Raw genomic sequence first — 19,811 nt, forward strand, 5'->3', positions numbered from 1 at the left:
AGCTGTTTGTCTTTTCCTTATACTTCATTTTATTATATCAGCCTTTTGAAAAATTCGTTTGTACCTCTTGAATCGGCCAATATCGTAAATCAACTTTACCGACAACTGTATCAGCTTTCACAAAGCCGAAGTGCCTACTATCCCAGCTACCAAGGCGGTTGTCACCAACTACAAAAATAGAACCGGGTGGTACAAACTTTTCTTTCGTTAACTCTTCTAGTTTAAAATCGCCTGTTAATTGCCGTCCATTTGTCTCTTTCTTATACGTCTCTAAATAAGGTTCATCCACGAATTGTCCGTTTATATATAGTTTATCCTGTTTATATTCAATATGATCCCCAGGTAAACCGATAATTCGCTTTACATAGTCCTCTTTTTTATTCGCATGAAAAACGACGACATCAAATCGATTCAAGTCCCCTACTTGATAACTCACCTTATTCACAACGAGCATATTTCCATCTTGCAATGTCGGCATCATTGACTTCCCCTCTACAACGTAAGTTGAAAAGAAAAACGTTCGAAAAAATACAGCTAATAGTACACCAATTAAAATTGTTCTTATCCACTCTAGCCCTTCTTTTTTCAAAGTTTTCTTCATTCGCTTCTCCCCTCGCCCTTTAATAATGAAGCTTTCCTTTACAAAGAAGACTAGTCCTAATGTAGTTCTAACTTTACTTCAATTTTTTTACCTACATACCATAAAATAAAAATAACAACGCCCACAATAACCGATTTCAACGGTTTATGAATAAACGACATTAAGTCATGACCGATATACGTTAAAATAAAGATCATAACAAGCTTTCCGAATGCTAATGCTAGTCCAAACTGTTTTACGCTAATGCGAGATAAACCAGCTACAACATTTATAAGCGCAGACGGTGTGAACGGAAAACAAAATATAACAAAGATTGGCGCGAATCCTTTTCTTTCAATCCATCCCATCGCTTTTCGCACTCTCTCATGCTTATTTACAAAAGAAAAGAAACGACTTCTTCCAAAGCTACGAATAATGAAAAATACAAGCATTGCACCAATTACTGACCCAAGCCATGAATAAAGAAAACCGAACCAAAAGCCAAATGCAACAGCATTCGCCAACACAAACACGATGAGAGGCAATGCTGGAATAAGCGCCTCTATCATCGGTAAACCAATACCAAGAAGCGGTCCGAACGCACGATAACTTTCAACAATATGATCCATATTTTCTGGTGAAAAATATTCTTTGATCGTTTGAAAATCCATTCTACACTTTACCCCTTTACTCTAATTACTACCTCTACTGTATCATTGCTTAAATGAAAGAGGAAATGGTAGATACGACATATGGAGATGTATTTATTAAAGTTTCCATATCTTTCATTAGAATTCCTTCATTATCACGCTATGATAATCTTTCAATATTCGACAAGACATGAGAATAATTTAGACACCACGCACAGATTATAACTTAACGGTTACATATTATAAAAAAGAAGAAACTACAGAAAGTGTCAATCTGTAGTTTCAAAAAAACCCTTACTACGCGTAAGGTTATTTCTACCTGTATGGAAATGAGTAATGACAAATAATTGTTATACCTTCAAACAATTCTCCTTTTCTAATGACTAGTTCTTACAAGAAACTTTTTTAGTAAGCGTATACTATCAATCACGATAAGTATTAATAAATATAAGAAAGATAGTATTAATACTATACTTGGAATAGGTAACATTCGAAATTTGTATAAAAACTTATCAATCGTATATATATCTTGCTCATTCGTTATAGTAGTAGGAGTGAATATAAGGTGCTCTTGCCAATTATCTATCCAAGTTAAATCAACTGCGGAAAATTGCATCGTCCCTAACCACACGTAAAGAAAAATTGGTATGAGAATCATATATTGCAAGCTATGTACTATCTTTCTTTGCTTCTTACATTCAATCATTTGCAAGACAATAAGTGTCAGTGCGTACACGATCGATAGAAGAAATACTATGGTGACAACTGGTTGAATTGAAAAAGCAAATAGCAATTTATCAATTTCACTAATTTGACTATATTCTGTTGCATTTTGAGGCGTAAAAATAAAATGTTGTTTATCAGCACCTATCATTAACTGACTGCCAACGAAACCAGTAAACATAAAGGTAAGAAATAATATAGGCAAAACAAGAATATATTGCGCCCAAAATAACATGGTCCTTTTCAATATAACAGCCCCCTTTTTTATATAATAAGGAAAGAACTATCCTGTATACCGCGAATATAAAATAATATATAATCACACTAAATTAAGAATATTTAAAAAATAAACCTTATATTGTAATTTTATATTATCTTAAGTTATTATAGGCTGAAAATTCAGGGAATTGACCTTGTTTTATTTATGAATCTTACCGTGTAAATAGTATATATAACGAAATCAAAAAGGATGAGTCTCCCCATCCTTTCCCTCTTACACTTCGCCTTCCTTCACAAAATACACTTTCTCATATGCTGGTGTTAATTTAGATTCTTCATTTTTATCAATCTCTTTAAAGCAAGGATTCCCTTGTTTTTTCTTACGGTCTTCATATTCTGTCCGCAATTTCGCTGTACGATTTTGCTGATTTTCAAAGCTAATTTTTGACATTTCTAGTTTCACAGCGAAACCATTTATAAATCTAATAATAAGATTTCCATCTTTTAATTCTTTATTACCTTCAATATGAAAATGAGACAACCACGCACACTCTTTTCGAGAATAAGAATACGTAGGGAAAAAATAAAGTTGATCTGTCGGGCTAATTGCGATAGGAGCTTTATGTGTAATACGAGTTAACTCTTTCGTTCCTTCTTTTCTTCCAAAGAAACTAGAACCGTGTTTCCGGCAACTTCTCTCTATAATATCAAGTGGCTTTTGAAATACGAAAAAAGAATCCTCCATTTCAACAATTCGCGTAACAACTTTCTTTTCTCCTAGAACAACAGGAAGTAAGGCCATTGTATTTTTGCTTACAACATAATTTTCGACATAACGTTCTACTTTACTTTCCATAGTCTACTATCTCCTTTTTTCCATTTATATTAGCAGCTGCATATATAATTTTAGCACCTATGAAAAGGAAGTGGTTTACAGATTACGCTTTTTTACAATCTTTTATCATTTATCAAACACTTTATAAATCTTAAAATAATAATATACAAATAAATACGTTAATGACTATATAAAAATTATTTATACTATCTACAAATATTTATAATCACCCCCTCTTTTCACATCATTACAACAATCAACTTTGCTATAATTAAAATATAAAGTGAAACTTTAATCAGTGGGGGTTTTGTCCATCCCCCACTGATTATTAGTTGAACCAATCGGGCGTTTACGGGCAGTTGATCTCCCACCTAACTTCTTTGCTCCAGCTGAATTTTGAGGTGGGAGTCTTACTGCCCGTTAATGCGGGATAAATCAAATATACGGAGGTCTCTCATGGAAGAAAAGCAAGATCATCCAACAATTCAAATGAAAAATAGTAGCATTGTTATCGTAAAAAATTCAGCGAGTATTATATTCGGTTTATTTTTTATTTTACTGTTCTTCGCGAAGCCTTTTCGTAAATCTAAATGTCCAGAATGTAAGAAACGCGAAAAGAAAAAAGCTGTGAAAGAACACTAAAAGGCCTTCCTTTACGGAAAGCCTTTTTACATATCGATTATCAATTCATTGTTCTTCATATTCAACAAAAAAAGGATGGCATAAGCCATCCTTTTTTCTATAATAAACTATAAAATTATAGTTTGATTACGTTTTTAGCTTGAGGTCCACGGTTGCCTTCTTCAATTTCGAAGCTAACTTTTTGGCCTTCTTCTAAAGATTTGAAACCTTCAGTTTCGATTGCAGAGAAATGTACGAATACATCGTTTTCGCCTGGAACTTCGATGAAACCGAAGCCTTTTTCGTTGTTAAACCATTTTACTTGTCCTGTAACTGTCATAATTATTTCCTCCTACGAAAATACATTTTATTTAGTCTTCATGTATAAAAAAAGAATCCACACATTATCAAATTCGAAACATAAACTAGTTCTCACATACTTTTCCCCGTTTGTTTTCGGCACTTGATAATATATGGATTGCTTAATTTAATTATTCAACTGGTATTATCATAGCATACTTAAAATAGAATGTACAATCCTTTTTGAAAATAAATTTTCTAAATTTTAGTATTTCTTATAAAATATAACCACACCTATTCTAACAAGGAGAAGTATATGACAGAAATAATCCCTAAAAAAACATTAAAGAGAATTGAAAAAGATATTGAAAATAACAATCTTGGAAAAGCAAGAGATAGATTACACGGATTAATCGCTACTTATCCGAATGAATTAGCACTTAGAAAAAAACTCGGTGATATTTACTTTACATTACAATACCCAGAAATGGCTGGACGGTATTGGTATCTTGAAAAAGAGAAAACAGATGTTATGCACGCGGCATGTCTACAATTTGAAAAATCGTTGGGAAACGACTCTTATCATATTGTACGTGCTTTAAAATTCAAAGGAGATCATAATATCATTACAGGACTATACACCGAACATCCTTTACAGCCATTGCAGAAAAAAGTGGTAGAGGAACTAATTGATGATTATAACGAAACATGGAAAGACAAACTATTTACATGGGGCTGTCTAGCATTATTCGCATTCCTTCTTTTTACTGCTATTATTGGTATATTCACTATATTAGATTGGATTTTTTAAATAGAAGTAGATGCCTATAACAGGCACCTACTTCTACCTTTATTTCGTAAACTGTTCTTCTTCTGTGGATCCTTTTAGAGCAGTCGTTGATGAAGTACCGCCTGTAATCACTTGTGCTACTTCATCAAAGTATCCTGTTCCTACTTCGCGTTGATGGCGCGTTGCAGAGTAACCATCTTTTTCTGCTGCGAACTCTGCTTGTTGTAATTCAGAGTATGCTGCCATGCCGCGTTCTTTGTAACCACGCGCTAATTCAAACATGCCGTAATTTAACGAATGGAATCCAGCAAGCGTTACGAACTGGAATTTATAACCGTACGATGCAATTTCCTTTTGGAAGCTTGCAATTGTTTTTTCATCTAGTTTTTGTTTCCAGTTAAATGAAGGAGAACAGTTGTAAGCAAGTAGCTTCCCTGGATATTTCTTATGAATTGCGTCCGCAAAGCGTTTTGCATCTTCTAAATTTGGCTCCGATGTTTCACACCAAACGAGATCGGCATACGGTGCATACGCTAAACCACGTGCAATTGCTTGATCAAGACCTGCTTTCGTACGATAAAACCCTTCTGGCGTTCTTTCACCTGTAATAAACTCTTGATCAACTGGATCGATATCACTCGTAATTAAATCTGCCGCATCTGCATCTGTTCTTGCGACGATAATTGTTGGTACGCCCATTACATCCGCAGCAAGACGTGCCGAAATTAAATTACGCACCGCTGTTTGCGTCGGTAATAATACTTTTCCGCCTAAATGCCCGCATTTTTTCTCTGAAGATAATTGGTCTTCAAAGTGCACGCCAGATGCACCCGCTTCAATCATCCCTTTCATTAGTTCAAATACGTTTAATTGTCCACCAAAACCAGCTTCAGCATCCGCCACAATTGGGACGAAATAATCTGTATCGCCGCTACCTTCCATATGCTGAATTTGATCAGCACGTTGAAGTGTTTGGTTAATTCGTTTTACAACAGCTGGCACACTGTTCGCTGGATATAAGCTTTGGTCAGGATACATATGTCCAGAAAGGTTCGCATCTGCCGCTACTTGCCAACCGCTTAAATAAATTGCTTTTAATCCAGCCTTCACTTGTTGCATCGCTTGGTTTCCTGTTAATGCCCCAAGTGCATTAATATAATCTTCTGTATGAAGTGATTTCCAAAGCTTCTCTGCACCGCAGCGCGCTAACGTATGTTCAATATCAATCGATCCGCGCAGACGAATTACATCTTCAGCTGTATATGGACGTGTGATCCCTTTCCAGCGTGTATCTAATTCCCAGCTTTCTTGCAATTTATCAATTCTTTCGTTTTTCATATGTTCCATCCCCTTTTCTTGTTTCTTATAAAATTTCATAACCCGGTAATGTTAAAAACGGCATGAACTCGTTATTACGAACAAGGTTTGTAAACAGTTTTGTAGCTTCTTCAAATCTCCCCTTCTTAAATGCTTCCTTACCAATCTCTCTTTCTATTTTTGCTAGTTCTTCTTCTTTCAATTCTTCCATCAATTTAAAAGTGATATCACGGCCGTCACTTAGCTTTCCGCTCTCATGACGAATCCACTGCCATATTTGTGCTCTTGATATTTCCGCTGTTGCCGCATCTTCCATTAAGTTATAAATAGGTGCTGCTCCTCTCCCGCTTAACCAAGATGCAATATATTGAATACCGACGTTAATATTCGTGCGAAGACCACCTTCTGTAATCGTTCCCATTGGTACTTCTAATAAATCCTTTTCTGTTACACGTATTTCTTCACGCTTTCTAAAAATTTGATTTGGCGTTTTCATTATGTGATTAAATACTTCCATTGCAACCGGTACAAGTCCCGGGTGGGCAACCCAAGTCCCGTCATGACCGTCTAAAGCTTCGCGCTCCTTATCAGCACGCACTTTCTCGAAAGCAGCCTCATTTGCTTCTGGATCATTTTTAATTGGGATTTGCGCTGCCATTCCTCCGATTGCTGGCGCGTTACGACGATGACACGTTTGAATAACTTTCAAAGAATACGCGCGCATAAACGGCGCTGTCATCGTGACTTGCGCTCTATCCGGAAGTAAAAATTTATTATGATTACGGAAGCTCTTTAAGAAACTAAATATATAATCCCATCGTCCGCAGTTTAAACCAGCAGAATGATCTCTTAGTTCATACAAAATTTCATCCATTTCAAATGAAGCATGAATCGTTTCTATTAACACAGTCGCTTTAATCGTTCCATTCGGAATACCGATATACTTTTGAGCGAATACGAAAACGTCATTCCATAATCTTGCCTCTAAGTAACTTTCCATTTTTGGTAAGTAAAAGTACGGGCCACTTCCTTTTGCTAAAAGCACCTTCGCATTATGGAAAAAGTACAAGCCAAAATCTACTAAACTGCCAGACATGTTCTTGCCGTCAACTTGCATATGTTTTTCTTCTAAATGCCACCCTCTCGGACGCACAATTAATACAGCTGTTTTACTATTTAAACGATATTCTTTTCCGTTTTCATTTTTATGTGAGATCGTTCCCTTACTCGCATCTCGTAAGTTAATTTGACCTTCGACAGCATTTCTCCAAGTTGGTGCATTCGAATCTTCAAAGTCTGCCATAAAAAGATGTGCTCCTGAATTTAAAGCGTTAATGACCATCTTTCTATCCACCGGTCCAGTAATCTCCACGCGGCGATCCTCTAAATCTTTCGGAAGCTGGGCGATTGTCCAATCCCCTTCACGTATATGCTTTGTTTCTTCTAAAAACTTAGGAAACTCCCCTGCATCAATTCTTTTTTGTTTCTCCACACGCTTTTGTAAAAGTTCCGTGCGGCGTTCATTGAAATTTCCATGCAGTTCCTTTAAAAAACTAAGCGCCTCAGGTGTCAATATTTCGTTGTACGCTGGTAACATTTCTCCAACGAGTGTAACCCGTGAAGTTTGCGTCGACATATTAGCATCCCCTTCTTAAACTGTCTTATAACAGATTTGATTTTATGTTTTATATTATATAACAAATTTTTGGAAAAGGAAGTTTTTTTTGAAAATTTAATGGTTTTTTTACAAAACTGTGTTTATCCATTATGATTTCAACAACAAAAAGAGCCAGCGTTATATAACACTGGCTCTTTTTTATAAATTATTGTTGCTCACCATTTAAAATTGCTTTGTATAGGAACTGTGCATATTGTTCACGTGTTACTTTCATACCTGGAGCAAAGTTACCTGAACCATCACCTGCTGAAATACCATTTGAACCTACTGCATTAATTGCCTTAGCTGCCCAATGTCCTGCTGGCACATCTTTAAATCCTGGTGTACTTTTTACTTGTAATTCAAATGTTTCCGTTAAAATTTGTGCCATTTCTGCACGTGTTAACGTATCTTTTGGTCTGAAGTTTCCACTACCATCACCTTTAAAGATTTCTAATTCTGTTAATGCTAAAATTTCAATTGGAAACATCGTTGAGTTATCATCAACGATATCGTTATATGTACTTACAAACTCATGATCTTCATCAAAGTATTGGTCCCCATCAATCGTACGGTAAATTAACGCCGCTACTTGCTCACGTGTTACATTATCCCCAAAACCGAATCTTCCATCTCCGTAACCAGCAATAATTTCCCAGTTTTTTAGGTTTTGAATTGCTTCATAAGACCAATGTCCTGATGGTACATCTGTAAATGTGCCAGGTACAGCTTGTTGTTTTACAGCTACTTCAGCATTCGCTGCAGCACCTTCAGCGCTTAATCCAATTCCACCCATAATTGTTAAAGCTGTTGCTACTTTTAAAATTTTTTTCTTCACTTTGTTCTCTCCCTAAAAAAACATATTTTTTTCTAATATAAAGAATTCATGGAAAAGTAACAATACACTTATCCATATAACATTTGTCTAATTTGTGAACTGTATTTCATATACTTATCTTTATACTTAGTGAACAACAAAGTTACTAAATCGCATTTTTTATTATAAAAAGTAACTAAAATTAGTATATTTTTCCCATTTAATACTATTCACCAAACTATGAACAGCAGAATAAATATACAAATAAACAATTTAAAATAAGAAAAAAGCGCGTTATCTTCGCGCTTTTTTTAAAAAATATGCTATATTAATATAATTTAAATTTCATGTTATTCATTTTTTAAATGGAAATTAATAATAGCTTTATATAAAAATGTTGCATATTGCTCACGTGTTACAACTTTATTCGGTTCAAACTTTCCATTTCCTGTTCCTACTATGACATTATTTGATTGCAGGGCACTAATTGCATTTTTTGCCCAGTAATTATTCGGTACATCTTTAAATGTATGCTGTTGCTTCGCTTCAAAGGAATATGTCTGTGTAAGAACTTGTGCTACTTCTGCACGTGTTATTGTTTCTCTAGGTCTAAAGTTCCCCTTCTCATCACCTTTAAAAATACCGCGTTCTGTTAATGCTAAAATTTCATTCGGGAACATTGTTGATCTTTCAGAAATATCATTATAAGGATTTTTTAACGGTCCTTCATGTTTTATATTAAGTGCGCGATACAGTACTGCCGCCACTTGTTCACGTGTTACGTTATCACCTACACCAAACTTTCCATTTCCATAACCTAGCATAACTTTATGATATGCCGCATCTAGAATATAATCATATGCCCAATGGTTTACTGGGACATCGTCAAATACAATCATTTCAGGATATTCTTCTGCTTTTATGTTAGGAACATTTGCACTTACCAATAATCCACCCATAATAGTCGCTGCCGCCATTATACGGAACATTTTTTTCTTCATTGTCCTCGCTCCTTCATTTCCACTTTATTAAAAGTGGAACATAATAGACTAAATTCTTTCCCCATATTACATATGCTGTATTTACAAGCCGTATGTAATATATTGCATTTTGACATCTATTATTTTGAAGATTACTAGGAGAGCCAATTCGCTCTCAATTCCAATTGGCATTCTGAATTGCATGCAAATCATTTGAAGATATATTCTCATCTTTGCGCTCTAATTTTTCTGTTTGATTTTCAAAAAGGATAAACAAAAGCTTTTGCAAAGATGTTATATATACAATATTCTACTATCTACTAATCAAGTCCTTCACTTATAAAAATTTCACTTTATAGACAAAAAAAGCGCAAATATCATATTTGCGCTTTTTTCGAGCTTCATAGATTAATCGTTTGCGTAGAATCTATGAATGGCATTATCTAAGAACTTCGCATACTGTTCACGTGTTACAAGTTTTTCTGGTTCAAATAAACCATTACCAGTTCCAACTATAGCTTTATTAGATTGTAAGGCGCTTATCGCATCTTTAGCCCAATGGTTTTCTGGTATATCAGTAAATGTATGTTTTTCTTTCACTTTAAATTCATATGCTGTCGCAAGTATTTGCGCTACTTCTGCGCGAGTTAGCGCATCCTTTGGACGGAAATTCCCATTGTCATCACCTTTAAAAATACGACGTGTCGTTAATGCTTTAATTTCATAAGAAAACATTGTTGAGTTGTCATTAATATCATTATACGGATTCTCTAAATATTCTAGTCCTTGAGGCATTTTAAGCGCACGGAAAAGTACTGCTGCTGCTTGTTCACGTGTTACATTATCTCCCACACCGAATCTTTCATTTCCATAGCCAACCATAATGTTATGGTGTGCTAAATTATATATTTCTGTACGTGCCCAATGATCATCTGCTACATCATGAAATATAATCATCTCATCTTCAAGTTCAGCATAAGCAGATGCATCATTTATAGTTAGAAATATACCTCCCATTAACGTTAACGATGTAGCTACCTTCAATAATTTTTTCTTCATTTCGGCCACCTGCATTCCCCTTTATTTACATACAATACAATTATATGTAAATTATAAGATTTCATCAATTGATTTTTGATTTTTCATTCATTTAGAAAACCTTTATTTCTAAGAATTTCACCTTTCAGACAAAAAAGTACAAGTATAATCTACTTGTACTCTTTTATACTCTTATTTATTCCCATTTCGCTGGTGAATTATAAATTGCTTGTTGTAAAAACTTAGCAAATTGCCCACGTGTAACGAGCATTTCTGGTTCGAACTTACCATCTCCGGTTCCTACCACGACTTTATTAGACTGCAATGCACTAATTGCATCTCTTGCCCAATAGTTTTCTGGTATATCTGTAAATGTGTGCGGGTGCTTTGTTTTTAACTCATATGCTTTCGTTAAAATTTGTGCTAATTCTGCACGAGTCAATGTTGCTTTCGGACGGAAATTCCCATTTTCGTCTCCTTTAAAAATACCAAGGCTTGTTAAATGTAAAATTTCGTAAGGGAACATTGTTGATTTCCCACTAATATCTTCATATGGATTCTCTTCAAATGGACTTCTTTTTAAATTGAGTGCGCGATGTAGTACTGCTGCTGCTTGTTCACGTGTTATATTATCTTCTACCCCAAACTTACCGTTTCCATATCCATACATAATACGGTGATATACTAAATTCATAATTTCATTATAAGCCCAATGATCATTTGCTAAATCATCAAATTCTAGCATAATATCAGGTGGAGGTGGAGATTGTTGAATTACATCTGTATTTGCTGAAACAATATTACCGCTAACAAATATCCCCCCTATTAAAGTTAATGATGTCGCTATCTTTAATAACTTTTTCATCTCTCTCATCCGCCTCTTCCTTTATTTTCCTACTTTTATATTGTACAAAAAATAAGAAATTTCTCAATACGATAGGAGGTAATTTTTCACAATTCATAATACGTATTTTCTTTTACCACTACTTTTTCATCCTTCGTTTTTCGAAAAGTAAACGCCATTCCTACAAATATTAAGACAATCCCTACAATTTGCATACTAGTCGGTCTAAAACCGGTAAAGACCGTATCTAACAAAATTGCAACAGCAGGATCTAAAAACACTAATACAGAAATAAGTCTCGTCGGTAAATCTCTTAAACTGTCAAAAAATAAGTAATATACAAACCCAGTATGTATAAGTCCTGTCGCAGTAATCATCATCCAATTCATCTCTGTTAATCCTTGAAACTGTCCGAAATCTACGAATGGTAGCAATAAAAATATGCCTAAAAACGTTTGTAAAAAGGTCATCGCATATGCACTCGTATGCTGAATCCCCTTTCCTAGTAACGTGGTAAAAGCATAAAATAAAGCCGCAAGAAGTGCCCATACCATTCCAGATGACATTAACTTCTCAAGCGACATACTACCGTCCACTCCAGCTACTAACACTGTACCGATAAAACAAATAACAATGGACATAACAGCAAATACTGTAAGTCTCTCTTTAAATACGATACTACCGATCATTAATACGATAATTGGAGCGAGATGATACACTGAAATCGCAATTGTAATCGACATGAGTTCAAACGCTTTAAATAAAAACACCCAGTTAAAAACGAGAAATACACCACACGCTAATATTTGCACAATTTCTTTTTTATTCCATTTCTCATTTTTATATTGTCCTGTTGCAAACCAACATAGCGTTAAAAATAAAGTCGCACAAATACAACGAATAAATACTAATTCAAAAGATGGTAAACCCGTTTGGACAGAAAAAAATCCAATCGATCCGAAAATAGACATCGAAAGGATCATTTTTATAGCCGGCATTGATTTTGAATGAAACAAAATATTAACCTCCTGAATATTTAACTGAATATTCTATGTATTATACACTGTAATTTTCCAAAACTCGAATCATCCACAATAAAAAGAAGCAGTACACTACTGCTTCTTCTCTTTTTCATATTGTTCGAACGTATGAATTCTTTCGAAAATTGGTGGATGTGTATATAAGAAAAACTTCACTAACGCAGGCGGATTCACTTGGCTTAAGCTCGTTTTTGATAAATATTGAAATGTTTTCACACCTGATTCCCCATCTTTCGTCATGTCTAGAGCGTATTGATCTGCCGCCCGTTCCTCTATACGAGAAACGTAGTTTGTTGCTGGTTGTGATGCAAACGATAATACAGAGGAAATTAAGAAAAATAAAGGTAAAATTGAAAAACATGCCATTTTGGAAATTTGCAGCGTATCTCCCCATTTTCGAATACACATATTTAAAATACGACTAATTAAATACATACCTATAAACGATATGAAAATATAACTCGCAACGCCCCAATATATATGTTTCATTACGTAATGTCCCATTTCATGGGCCATAATAAATAAAATCTCTTTATCTTTTAACTGCTGAAGTGTTGTATCCCACATTACAATACGAAGGTTTTTTCCAATTCCTGTTACATATGCATTTAACGCATTCGTTTTTTCCGACATATTTACTTCATATACATGTTCAGATGGAATATCAGCTTTATCTGCGATCGCTAAAATTTTCGTTTCTAATTCCTTATTTTTCAGCGTTGAAAAATCATTATAAAGTGGATCAATTACAACAGGTTGCACAAACGTTAAAAAAATCGTAAACGGAACAGAGAGCGCCCATCCTGCTAGCCACCATCTCTTCGGGAATTTACGGATAAGCCATAACAAAATCGTAACAATGAGTAACATAGTCGCATAGTTCACCCAAAAATCGATGACATGATCTTTTATCCAGCTTTGTGTGCTTTGCGTAGATATTCCGTAATCAACGGATACTTTACGTCCGATCCATTGCATCGGTAATGCAAGAACTGTTGTTAGTAGTGATAAATAAAAGAAATAAATCGCAACTTGTAAGACATTTATTTTGGTCGTTTCCTTCGACCATTTCTCAAACTTTCTTGAAATACCGAGCACGAGTACAAATAATAAAATAATCCATTCAAGAGGCGTCGCTAAAAAGAAAAGTAAATTTTTCACGCGCGAATAATCTTGACTTAGCGTAAGCTCTTTCGCATTCATAAAGGTTTCTGGATCTGCACTCGTTCCTTTATACATGTCCGGAATGAGTTCATGATTCCATCCAAATAAATACCAATATATAAATAACGCAAACCCGACGTACAAAAAAAGCGACCACCCAATAACTTTCCTCACGTTATTCCCTCCTCTATGCTGCCTGTCTATTATTATTGTAAGTTCGTACTTTCAAAATTAGAACAAGCTAATCGTGAGAATTGTTCTAGCCCGTTCAATTTACATAAAAAAACTCTTCTATTACAAGAAGAGTTTCACCTATTTTCAAATATTTTCTTCGGCTCATAATCTGGTATAAGAAATGTACTTACAAACAAGCTCCTTTTACATATCCTATATATTCATAACCCTTAAAATCCTTCTTAAGGCAGTACATCTATTAACAAACTGAAATCTTGTACAGAAAAAGAACTATATTTCATAATACCTTGTACAGCTAAAAGTAAAACAAGACCGATCACACACATATAGTTAACACTTTCGTCACTCTTTTTTTCAGTAACCATGCCACCACTTATACATAAAACCCCTAATAAATGGAGCGCTAAATACATGAAAAAGTAGGCTTCCTCCCAGCGGAGAATAACATTTACTGTCGTTATTAGCACTATGCTAAGTAAAATCAAATAAAAAAACTTATTTGATGATATTGTTTCATTCATATAATTTTATACATTCCTTTCAAATTTAGAATTAATGATGTTTCAAAGCTATAAAGTAAATGATTGTTTTCATACCATAAAACAAAAGGAAAGCCCCCATTACTTTCGCGAATACTTTATGAACCCACACATACTTCTCTTCATTTTTTCTGAAGATGCGCTTCATCATTGCTTCTAAAATTAGACCGAATATTATTAAAATCCCTAACACAATAAGAAGAGAAATAATATTTTCTTTTAAATGAGTACTAGAAAACAATTAATACTCTGGAAACACAATTGTATCTACTACAGGTTGAATCCAATTACAAAAGCTTTTATCACACATATCAGTAATAGACGTAGCATCTATAATATCTTTCAATATTTTCTCAAACGTCTTCTTCATCTCATTTATCTCCCACTACATCTGCAAAACTCTTTACCTGCTCTGCATATATAACTGGCACTTCTTTACTCCAGTATTTGCGGTTAACAAATAAAAAAATGAGTACTAAATTTAATCCTGTTATAAAAATAATAAGTCCTGGAAAGAACGTCGTATAGTTTGAGAAATCTGCAAAACTCATGATCTTTCCTCTACTTACTAGGAAAGATGCACAGAGTACAAATGTATTGTTTAACATATGTATCACAATTGGCATGAGTAAGCTTTTCGTACGAATATATACGATTGATAATACGATACTAAATACGGCGGCACCGAGAAAATCGACATGTAATATCGCAAATAAAAGTGCCACTGCAATCATCGCTATACTCGTTCCCCATTTTGCTGCAAAACGCTGAAGTAAAAATCCTCGAAAAACAAATTCTCCGACAATAGGCGCGATAAATACAACCATGATAAATTGATATACATATCCTCCGGTACTATCTATAATCGGTTCATGCAAGGCATTCATAATAAAATCTGGTGTAATCCATGCAAAGCTGTACATATACAAAATAAGATAGCCGTAACTAAAAATACATAGCATAATCGCGATGTACAAAACTTGCACTAGGTTAAATGTTTCGTTTCTATTAATAAATAATGAAAATGAAACACGATGCTTTCTATATCCGTAAAACAGCCATATTATTGGAAGGATATAAAATATAAAAATATTTATAAAAGAAGAATTTTGTATATGAAATGTATTTTCTAGCAATTCATTACTATTTCGTGCTACTAAAATTAATAATGCAAATACAATTAAAAAATATCTAGCTCGCATCGTTTGAAACGGATTCACACTCATCTCCTCCCCTATGTTACTTTTATCATATCATTTGAATCTTAATTTTTTGTGAAAGAAAACCTTAAATTTTCCTTAAAAATTCCATATGTTACAAAAAGATGATATGATATTCGAGAAAATTAAGGGGGATTCTTATGTATCAAGCAAATATATTACTCGTCGATGATGAAACAGCAATTTTACAACTACTAACTACCATTCTTGAAAAAGAAGGTTTTTCTCATATTACAACTGCAACATCAGCTGAATTAGCTTTATCTCTCACCAAGCAAAACAATTACGATTTAATTATTTTAGATGTCATGCTTCCTGGACAATCTGGTTTTGATATTTGTCCGATTATTCGCCAACAAACAGATTGTCCGATTTTCTTCCTATCAGCGAAGGCATCTGATTTAGATAAAATATCTGGATTTTCATACGGTGCAGATGATTATATTACGAAGCCATTTAATCCATTAGAAGTCGTAGCTCGTATGAAAGCACAACTTCGAAGACATATGAAACAAACCGTACCACACGAACAAAACGCACACTCCATTTCATTTGGGAGATTTGAAATTGATCAACATTCCGCAGAACTTACAGTACATGGACACGTTGTCGAATGTTCCGCCCAACTGTTTCAACTACTACTCTTCTTTTGCGAGAATCCGAACTACGTATTTTCGAAAGAAGAAATATACGAAAAAGTTTGGGGAGCACCTGCCTATAATGGAGATGATAATACTGTTATGGTTCACATTCGAAAACTACGTGAAAAAATTGAACAAGATCCAAGTAAACCAGAATACATAAAAACAGTTCGTGGACTTGGCTATAAGTTCATTACAAAGTAGGTTAAAGATATGAATTTTAATAAGAGACTTATAATCCAGTTTATCTTACAACACGTTTTTGTCTTAGTTACGTTACTTATCGCAGTAGTTGCTTCTTTTTCTTATTTAATTTTTCTTCTTAATAGTACTTTATATGAACCTAATATTTCTGATTATGATACCTTTACAATCTCCGAATATATTTCTTCTGAAGACAATAACATTACTTTAAAATCTGAGGTAAAAGATTTAATAACAGAAAAGAGTGATTGGCTTCAAATTGTAGATGAAGATGGAAAGGTCCTTTACAACTTTAATACGCCTAACGATGTTCCTACCTCTTACACAAAGACATCCTTACTTACGTATTTACAGAATAGCAGCAACAATATTTATAAATTTAACTATTGGGAAATTGAATTAGAAAAGAAACCAGTGATCGTTATTTACGGTGCCAAACTAAAAAGTAATGCATTACTAAAAACGATACAACAAGGACATCCTTCTTTATCATTAAATGAATTTGCATTAACTGAACAAGAAAAGCAATTAATGTCTAAAGAAAAAGCAACACTGCAAATATTTAATAACAATGGCGAAGAAGTTTTTTCCTATCCGACTGGGAAGAAAAAAACATTTTCGGCTATAAAAACGGCTCTTAATGAAAAAGAACCGTGGAATTATAAAGAAAATACATCTAGTTTTTACGATTCAAATAGCGGGCATCTCGTCGTTGTATCCGCCCCAAACGCTCATTATTATCCAGATGATGTATTAGATGATGTATTTACCAAGAAACTTCTAATCGGATGCAGCTTAATCCTCCTTATTGTGTTTGTTTATTTAGTCATTCTTTCAATTTGGTATGGAAATAAGTTTGGAAAGCCTTTATTACACACGATGCGCTGGCTTAAAAACATAGCCGGAGGAAAATATGAAGAACCTGTTAGTAAAAAAGGCAAACCTGTTCGGTTCCGGCGCTCCGGTAAAGAAAAATGGTCGTTCCGCATATTTAAAGATGTTACAAACTCACTAGAGCACCTTTCTATTACTTTGAAAAAGAACGATGCAATGAGAAAAGTTTTGCAACAAACACGTGAAGAGTGGATTACCGGCCTGACGCATGATCTAAAAACACCGCTTAGCTCTATATACGGCTATGCATTATTACTAGAATCGAAGCAATATAATTGGACTGATCAAGACATTCAACAATTCGGCCATGTAATGAAAGAAAAATCTCAATATATGACTACATTAATTGACGACTTAAGCTTAACATATCAATTAAAAAATGATACTCTTCCTGCGCAACACGTAAATGTTGAAATTAATCAGTTCGTCCGAAAAGTACTATTACAATTTATTAATAACCCGACACTACAAAATCAAAACATTGAATTCGTGCCAAGTTCAAGCAAAATCCAATATTTTATTGAAGAAAAATGGTTCCAGCGTATTATCGAAAACTTATTAGCAAACGCTGTAAAACATAATAATGAAACGACAAACGTAATCGTAAAACTTTCGCAAAATGCTAACTTCTTTACACTATCTATTTCAGATAACGGAAAAGGTATGGATGATAAAACGAAAGAACTTCTATTCGAGCGATATTACAGAGGAACGAATACAGAAGAAAGCAACATCGGAACTGGACTTGGTCTCGCCATTACAAAACAGCTCGTTCATGCCCATAACGGAACGATTTCCATTGATAGTGAGCTTGGACAAGGAACGACGATTATACTTGTATTTCCATTGTAAACGCCAAATAACTCCAAAATGTACAATTAATTTTGGAGTTATTTTTTATTAAGCAAGAACGTAACAGTACATGAAATTATATCGACTTAACTACAAACAATATTAGCAATTTATTAAGAAAAAAGACCGTCCCAAAATATTTTTAGGACGGTCTCTTTTCTATTATTTTTTCTTCACCGGTATCCAAAGCTCTACTTGAGCAAACTCACTCTTATCTTCGTGGCAACGCTCATCGTATAGTTCGAACTCTGTAACTCCGCAATGTTCATACCCTGAATGCGGGAACCATTCTGAGAATACTGCATTCCACGTTTGGTGGATAGATGGTACCATTTCTTCATGAGGAACTTTCGGCGTTGTAAATACGGCATATGTTGCTGCTGGGAATGTACGCTTTGCAATTTCATTTGGTACATTTTCAAAGTCTGTAACTTCCATTCCGATAATATAAGTGAAGTCCCCTGTTTCTAAATTAAAATCAGTACATAATCCAAGCTCTACCCATTGACTCGTATCTTTACGATTCGGAATTGTCGTTCCAAGATCTTTTTGTAAATATTCTTGCCAAAATGCTGGAATGTCTTGATGGTTTTTCCCTTCTTTACTTGTCGTCTTCAGTTCATAACCTGCCATTAAAAATTCTGGTTTATTTACAATACGATATTCCATTTGTATGCCCCCTAAATACGGATTTAATTTTCTTTGTTTTACATTCACTCTGTAATACATCGGTGTTTCTATTTCTTGTTTTCGATATTCACTCGGTGTCATTTGAAATAATTTTTTAAAGGCTCTCGTGAACGTTTCGTGAGATTGAAAGCCATGCTCAAATGCGATATCAATAACTTTTTCATCCGTATGAGAAAGTTGATAAGCTGCCCGGGCTAACCTCCTCTTTCGAACATACTCCATTACTGTATCGCCTACTAACGCCTGGAATACACGATGAAAATGCGACTCAGAAAAACCTGCAACACGTGCTAAATTACGCAGCGTTTGTTTTTCCATTACATCTTCCTCAATATAATCAATTGACCTTTGAATTTGTGTTTCATAGCTTTCCATCTCTGTTCACCCGCCTTATATGTATTATGATAAAAGAGAATCCTATCCAATTCTTGACGTTTTTTACTATAATTCCATAAAAATTGTAACTTTTTTATATGTATTTCGTTGTTATGTATGAAGGGAGGGAAATTAGTGAAACGCAAACAATCATTAGAAGAAATTTACTCAGAGCACATGCATGATTTATTTCGCTATCTTCTCTCCCTAACCGGAGATTCTCACTATGCTGAAGATCTCATGCAGGAAACGTTTTACCGAATGCTCGTCCACATTGATTATTATAAAGGAGAAGAAATTAGGCCGTGGTTATTTACAATCGCCTACAACGCCTTTATCGATTGGTACCGAAAAGAAAAGAAGTATAAAACAACGCAAATTGAAGAATTCCATTTACCAAACGTGCCAAGTACAGAACACTCTTATTTCGTAAAACATGAGATTGCTAGTTGGTTACAAAGTATATCCTCTCTTCCGCTCGAAAGACGAAATGTGTTACTACTACGAGATTACTACGGATTCTCTTATAAGGAAATAGCAGAAATGACTGGTCTCTCGTTAGCAAAAGTAAAAATTGAATTACACCGAGGACGAAAAGCAGCAAAAAGCATAAAGGAGTGATGCAG

21 protein-coding genes and 1 pseudogene are annotated in these 19,811 nt (G+C 34.5%); 5 read left to right on the forward strand and 17 right to left on the reverse strand.

Annotated features, from left to right (window positions below; genetic code table 11):
• Positions 1-37 precede the first annotated feature (37 nt).
• The 4 genes from lepB to QCI75_RS21195 form a co-directional block, all read right to left on the reverse strand.
• Entirely contained in the window at positions 38-601 is a 564-nt protein-coding gene (gene lepB / locus QCI75_RS21180) for a signal peptidase I (RefSeq protein ID WP_144505928.1), read from the reverse strand.
• Between the two features lie 56 nt (positions 602-657).
• Positions 658-1,251 carry a TVP38/TMEM64 family protein gene (locus tag QCI75_RS21185; RefSeq protein WP_353761115.1) on the reverse strand — a complete coding sequence of 198 codons (594 nt, stop codon included), beginning with the start codon at positions 1,249-1,251 and terminating at the stop codon, positions 658-660.
• 355 nt (positions 1,252-1,606) lie between these two features.
• Positions 1,607-2,203, reverse strand: a complete 597-nt coding sequence (locus tag QCI75_RS21190) for a DUF4306 domain-containing protein (RefSeq protein WP_353761564.1) — start codon at positions 2,201-2,203, stop codon at positions 1,607-1,609.
• 243 nt (positions 2,204-2,446) lie between these two features.
• Positions 2,447-3,028: a competence protein ComK gene (locus tag QCI75_RS21195; protein ID WP_144505925.1), complete on the reverse strand. Its 582-nt coding sequence runs from the start codon at positions 3,026-3,028 to the stop codon at positions 2,447-2,449.
• Between the two features lie 435 nt (positions 3,029-3,463).
• On the opposite strand from QCI75_RS21195, the gene QCI75_RS21200 reads away from it, so the two are divergent.
• On the forward strand, positions 3,464-3,649 hold the full coding sequence (locus QCI75_RS21200; RefSeq protein ID WP_002011281.1) for a hypothetical protein: 186 nt from the start codon (positions 3,464-3,466) through the stop codon (positions 3,647-3,649).
• A gap of 115 nt (positions 3,650-3,764) precedes the next feature.
• Here the strand turns inward: QCI75_RS21200 and cspA are convergent, their stop codons facing one another.
• Complete coding sequence (cspA, locus tag QCI75_RS21205) at positions 3,765-3,968, reverse strand: RNA chaperone/antiterminator CspA (RefSeq protein WP_000218989.1); 204 nt, start codon at positions 3,966-3,968, stop codon at positions 3,765-3,767.
• Between the two features lie 276 nt (positions 3,969-4,244).
• On the opposite strand from cspA, the gene QCI75_RS21210 reads away from it, so the two are divergent.
• Complete coding sequence (locus tag QCI75_RS21210) at positions 4,245-4,739, forward strand: DUF6584 family protein (protein WP_353761116.1); 495 nt, start codon at positions 4,245-4,247, stop codon at positions 4,737-4,739.
• A gap of 39 nt (positions 4,740-4,778) precedes the next feature.
• Here the strand turns inward: QCI75_RS21210 and aceA are convergent, their stop codons facing one another.
• The 11 genes and pseudogenes from aceA to QCI75_RS21265 all read right to left on the reverse strand — a co-directional run bounded on the left by aceA (position 4,779) and on the right by QCI75_RS21265 (position 15,529).
• On the reverse strand, positions 4,779-6,056 hold the full coding sequence (gene aceA / locus QCI75_RS21215; protein ID WP_002149914.1) for an isocitrate lyase: 1,278 nt from the start codon (positions 6,054-6,056) through the stop codon (positions 4,779-4,781).
• Positions 6,057-6,081: 25 nt separating this feature from the next.
• Positions 6,082-7,671 (reverse strand): malate synthase A, encoded by a 1,590-nt coding sequence (gene aceB, locus QCI75_RS21220; protein ID WP_353761117.1) that lies wholly within the window; start codon positions 7,669-7,671, stop codon positions 6,082-6,084.
• Positions 7,672-7,858: 187 nt separating this feature from the next.
• The gene (locus tag QCI75_RS21225; RefSeq protein WP_144505921.1) at positions 7,859-8,530 is read right to left on the reverse strand and encodes an S-layer homology domain-containing protein; all 672 of its coding nucleotides are present in this window, start codon (positions 8,528-8,530) and stop codon (positions 7,859-7,861) included.
• Between the two features lie 329 nt (positions 8,531-8,859).
• Entirely contained in the window at positions 8,860-9,510 is a 651-nt protein-coding gene (locus tag QCI75_RS21230) for an S-layer homology domain-containing protein (protein ID WP_353761118.1), read from the reverse strand.
• Positions 9,511-9,897: 387 nt separating this feature from the next.
• A complete protein-coding gene (locus QCI75_RS21235; protein WP_144508712.1) occupies positions 9,898-10,548 on the reverse strand; it encodes an S-layer homology domain-containing protein in 651 nt (216 codons plus the stop codon).
• 175 nt (positions 10,549-10,723) lie between these two features.
• Positions 10,724-11,401 carry an S-layer homology domain-containing protein gene (locus QCI75_RS21240; protein WP_144508711.1) on the reverse strand — a complete coding sequence of 226 codons (678 nt, stop codon included), beginning with the start codon at positions 11,399-11,401 and terminating at the stop codon, positions 10,724-10,726.
• 77 nt (positions 11,402-11,478) lie between these two features.
• Entirely contained in the window at positions 11,479-12,387 is a 909-nt protein-coding gene (locus QCI75_RS21245) for a DMT family transporter (protein ID WP_144508710.1), read from the reverse strand.
• A 96-nt stretch (positions 12,388-12,483) separates the two neighbouring features.
• Positions 12,484-13,749, reverse strand: coding sequence for a M48 family metallopeptidase (locus QCI75_RS21250; RefSeq protein ID WP_144508709.1), 1,266 nt, complete (start codon positions 13,747-13,749; stop codon positions 12,484-12,486).
• Positions 13,750-13,991: 242 nt separating this feature from the next.
• Positions 13,992-14,291: a DUF2101 family protein gene (locus QCI75_RS21255; protein ID WP_002201425.1), complete on the reverse strand. Its 300-nt coding sequence runs from the start codon at positions 14,289-14,291 to the stop codon at positions 13,992-13,994.
• Positions 14,292-14,322: 31 nt separating this feature from the next.
• Positions 14,323-14,679, reverse strand: a pseudogene (locus tag QCI75_RS21260) (hypothetical protein).
• A 1-nt stretch (position 14,680) separates the two neighbouring features.
• The gene (locus QCI75_RS21265) at positions 14,681-15,529 is read right to left on the reverse strand and encodes a CPBP family intramembrane glutamic endopeptidase (protein ID WP_144508708.1); all 849 of its coding nucleotides are present in this window, start codon (positions 15,527-15,529) and stop codon (positions 14,681-14,683) included.
• 140 nt (positions 15,530-15,669) lie between these two features.
• Between QCI75_RS21265 and QCI75_RS21270 the strand changes: the two genes are divergently transcribed.
• The gene (locus QCI75_RS21270; RefSeq protein WP_144508707.1) at positions 15,670-16,374 is read left to right on the forward strand and encodes a response regulator transcription factor; all 705 of its coding nucleotides are present in this window, start codon (positions 15,670-15,672) and stop codon (positions 16,372-16,374) included.
• A gap of 9 nt (positions 16,375-16,383) precedes the next feature.
• On the forward strand, positions 16,384-18,120 hold the full coding sequence (locus QCI75_RS21275; RefSeq protein ID WP_353761119.1) for an ATP-binding response regulator: 1,737 nt from the start codon (positions 16,384-16,386) through the stop codon (positions 18,118-18,120).
• A 162-nt stretch (positions 18,121-18,282) separates the two neighbouring features.
• On the opposite strand, the gene QCI75_RS21280 is transcribed toward QCI75_RS21275, so the two are convergent.
• Positions 18,283-19,185, reverse strand: a complete 903-nt coding sequence (locus tag QCI75_RS21280; protein WP_144508826.1) for an AraC family transcriptional regulator — start codon at positions 19,183-19,185, stop codon at positions 18,283-18,285.
• Between the two features lie 135 nt (positions 19,186-19,320).
• Between QCI75_RS21280 and QCI75_RS21285 the strand changes: the two genes are divergently transcribed.
• Positions 19,321-19,806 carry an RNA polymerase sigma factor gene (locus tag QCI75_RS21285; protein ID WP_144508827.1) on the forward strand — a complete coding sequence of 162 codons (486 nt, stop codon included), beginning with the start codon at positions 19,321-19,323 and terminating at the stop codon, positions 19,804-19,806.
• Positions 19,807-19,811 lie beyond the last annotated feature (5 nt).

Source organism: Bacillus cereus group sp. RP43, assembly GCF_040459645.1.
GTDB classification, from domain to species: domain Bacteria; phylum Bacillota; class Bacilli; order Bacillales; family Bacillaceae_G; genus Bacillus_A; species Bacillus_A mycoides_C.